This is a genomic window from Desulfovibrio sp. SGI.102 (assembly GCF_050314315.1).
In the GTDB taxonomy this organism is placed as follows: Bacteria; Desulfobacterota; Desulfovibrionia; order Desulfovibrionales; family Desulfovibrionaceae; genus Desulfovibrio.
In genome coordinates this window covers 1-3,534 of record NZ_JBNPNC010000101.1, presented here as the reverse complement: position 1 = coordinate 3,534, position 3,534 = coordinate 1, and the positions used below count along the sequence as shown (strand labels likewise).

General features: G+C 54.0%; 3 protein-coding genes and 1 pseudogene. 2 read left to right on the top strand and 2 right to left on the bottom strand.

The features are described from left to right. Positions 1-310: 310 nt before the first annotated feature. On the top strand, positions 311-655 hold the full coding sequence (locus tag ACQRCJ_RS12180; protein ID WP_168936547.1) for a hypothetical protein: 345 nt from the start codon (positions 311-313) through the stop codon (positions 653-655). 475 nt (positions 656-1,130) lie between these two features. Further along, positions 1,131-1,531 (top strand): annotated as a pseudogene (locus ACQRCJ_RS12175) (transposase); the annotation flags it as partial. Positions 1,532-1,540: 9 nt separating this feature from the next. Here ACQRCJ_RS12175 and ACQRCJ_RS12170 read toward each other — a convergent pair. Beyond that, complete coding sequence (locus ACQRCJ_RS12170; RefSeq protein ID WP_427799913.1) at positions 1,541-2,485, bottom strand: amidohydrolase; 945 nt, start codon at positions 2,483-2,485, stop codon at positions 1,541-1,543. Beyond that, positions 2,458-3,186 (bottom strand): amidohydrolase, encoded by a 729-nt coding sequence (locus ACQRCJ_RS12165; protein WP_427799912.1) that lies wholly within the window; start codon positions 3,184-3,186, stop codon positions 2,458-2,460. The genes ACQRCJ_RS12170 and ACQRCJ_RS12165 overlap by 28 nt, the downstream gene beginning before the upstream one ends. Positions 3,187-3,534 lie beyond the last annotated feature (348 nt).

Here is a 3,534-nt window from a genome sequence, read left to right as displayed (position 1 = left end):
ATTTCCCGGGAGTTCTTCAGCCTCGCTTCTATCAGGCGGCTGTCATGAACATTGGCACCTGTGACTGTCACTCCCAGAGGAATACCCTTAAACTTGTTTTATAATAAAATTATTGATTATTGTGTATTTATTTTTGAAAACATCATCCTTGAAATAATTTTTTATTTTTGCTATCGGTGCTGTCGGCATCCAGGAAAGGAAGGAAGAAAAGCCAGGATACATGATGAAGGGAGTGTTTTCTGCTGATGCAGAAAATATTGCCTGCTGATATGCCAGGGAATTAGCTACTGATTAGCTTGAGGAGAATACTGTGAGAAACGTGTTTGTGCTGATGCTCATGCTTTTGGCGATACCTTTGAATGCATTCGCTTTTGATATCCGTGGCTGGTGGCAGCTTGAAGAGATGCCATCCATCTTCATGAAGATCAACGAAGAAAAGATATACGGATTCAAGTATAGGATAAGCAAGGAGACCGAGGAAAGGGTGGAGATCTTTGTCGATAACTCGGACGTTCCCTGTTATCTTGATAAAAAAGGCGAAGATGGGCTTTTGCTCATCAATGCCCTTGGAGAGCAGAAGTCCTACAAGCTGGTGACGCGAGATACCAGCCTTCCGCAAAAGGACGTACGGAAATTGTGCGGTATTGAAGAATAGTCCCCCTGTGCCCCCAATATTGGGGGGCAGGGGAGAGTGCTTTTGGAATATGACGGCATGCCTGTAGATAACGGGCATGCCGTTTTTATGTATGGTCTGTAGAAACGGTATCGTATGCTGTGCGGTAGCAGGGTATCATGCGTATGATGCTGGCATGGGGAGGCGTCCCGGTGTTGCTGGGCGCTTTTTTAGGGACTGCATGGTCGCCTGCACCGCTAATGCTACGACATCCCTGAGCTGTTCATCGCAACGCACGAAGGAGGTGGCTGTCGTCCCTGTGGCGCTGGGAGCCGCCGGACTCATTAGCCACAGTACTCCCGGTAGGGGCCGTAAATATCCAGCCAGCTGGCGGCCTGTATCAGTCTGTTTTGCAGGCGAATAGGGTTTGTGCGCCCAGGAGCAGGCCAAGGCGGAATTGGCGCTGGCACACGAGAATAACAGCGCCGTCATCCGCGAATTGCAACGAATGCAGAAGGATGCCAGCTTACATCTCACAGTGGACGCCAAGACGCTCCTGGGGGAAGAAAAAAGCGAGGTTATTGTTACAGAAGGTACCCGAGCTGATTGCAAAGAGGCCTGTGCGTTGATTGACGGGTTGAGTGCCGGGGCACTTTTGGCTGATGAGGCTACGATACGGAGAGTATTCTCCGCAAAGCAGGTGAATCCGGTTTCCAGGTTGTCATCCCGCCAAAGAGAAGTCGTAAAATATCACGCAACTATGACAGAGAGCTCTACAAAGTCAGGCATCTTGTCGAGAATGCTTTTCTCCATCTCAAGCGCTGGCGGGGAATTGCCACACGATATGTCAAAAGATGTGCATCTTTTCTTGCCGCCGTTCAAATCAGATGCATATCTTTGTGGGCAAGCATAATTTGACGACACTATCTAGGAGCGACTGTACACGACATCGCCGCCCACATAGGTGCGCAGCACGGCAATGTCCTTGATGTGTTCGAGGGCGACCTTCAGGGGGTTCTCGGCCAGCAGGACCATGTCGGCGTACTTGCCGGGCGTCAGGGAACCCTTCACATGCTCCTCGAACTTGGGGAAAGCAGCATGGATGGTCACGGCCTTGAGGGCCGACATGACCGTCACGGCCTGGTCAGGCCCGTACACGGTGCCCTTGCGGCTGGTGCGGGTCACGGCCGTGCAGACCTGGATCAGGGGATCCACCGGCGTGATGGGGGCGTCGGTATGCAGGTTGTAGGGCAGGCCCAGTTCATCAGCGTCATGGCAGGGGCAGAAGCGGGCCACACGGTCCGCGCCCACATAACCGGCATGGATCTCACCCCAGTGGTACAGAGGGCTGATGAAGAAGCAGGGATAGGCCCCGGCAGCCTTGAGACGCTGCAGCTGGCTGTAGCTGGGATACTGGCAATGGATGACCAGGTGCCGCGCATTGGGACGGGGATGGAGCTGCTGCAGGCGCTCGTAGGCCTGGGTCACGATCTCGATGCCACCGTCGCCATTGGCATGGATGGCGATCTGCCAGCCGGCCTTGTGGATGGGCAGGATCTTTTCCACCAGCTCGTCCACGGTATAAAGGAATTCACCGCGGTAATCCGCGCCCTTGGCAGGATCCACGAAGGGATAGGGCTCCAGGAAGTAACCGGTATGGCCGCGCGGATCCCCGTCGGCCCACAGCTTGGCCGCACCCATGGTCACCCGGCCGTTGCCGGAAAGATCCGTACCGGGCACATGGTTGGGATACGGAGCCAGGCGGCTCATGTCATTGGCGCGGATGAAAAGCACGGTGCGGATGGTCAGGGTGCCGTCGTGCGCGCAGTCCAGGACCAGCTCGGTCACCTTGTGGCCCAGTTCCGCATCCATGGGAGAAAAGGCCGGGCACCCTGCGCCGTGGTGATGCCGCAAGAGGCATAGCGGGCGCTGTCGTCAGCCAGGGCCGCACGCATCTCGTCCAGGGTAAAGCCGGGGATGTGCTTGCGCACCAGGGTCTGGGCCGGGATGCCTTCCAGGATGCCGTTGGGCTCGCCCTGGGCATCACGGCCGATGATGCCGCCGGCCGGATCGGGCGTATCGCGGGTGATGCCCGCGATCTCCAGGGCCTTGCTGTTGGCGATGCCCGTATGGCCCGTCACATGGCGGAAAAAGATGGGAACGTCCGTGGAAACTTCATCCAGGATCTCGCGGGTGGGATAACACTGCTCCTCCATGCCTTTTTCGTCGAAGCTGTGCCCGACGACCCACTGGGAAGGACGGTCGTCATGCAGCTTGCGGCGCAGGCTCTCCTTGAGGGCTTCCATGTTCTCCACAGCACAGTCGGCCGCATACAGACGGTTCATGCCGCCGCTGCAAAAATGACTGTGCCCGTCGATGAATCCCGGCAGCAGCGTGCCCCCTTCCAGAGAAACCAGGTCGGCGCCATCGCCCACAGCCTGCTTCACATCCTTCAGAGAGCCCGTGGCCACTATACGCTCGTCCATCACGGCCAGCGCTTCGACCTGGGGGAAATCCGCATCCATGGTCAGGATGGTACCGTCATGGTAAATGGTGATCTTATGGTTTGCCATTGGGAAACTCCTGTTGATTTCTTGGTCCGTATAAAGCAAAGGCTGTGCCACAAAAATAACAATCAATATTTTCAATATGTTAAAAAATAATCCTCTCGATTCCTTTTGTGATTATTGCATTATTGCAATAATCAATGCCCGTGCGGCGCCTGCACATTTGCAAATTCGCAGTGTACATTCTATTTCATAAATAAAATAAATAAAAACAAATAGTTATAATATTTATTTCATTTTTGCAATACTGTAGGGATGCAATGTAAAAGTAAATAATGATTATCCATAATATTAAGAGAATGTCCGGCATACACCTTGCTATACCAGTTTTCTCCAAAGGATACAGGCCAAAGC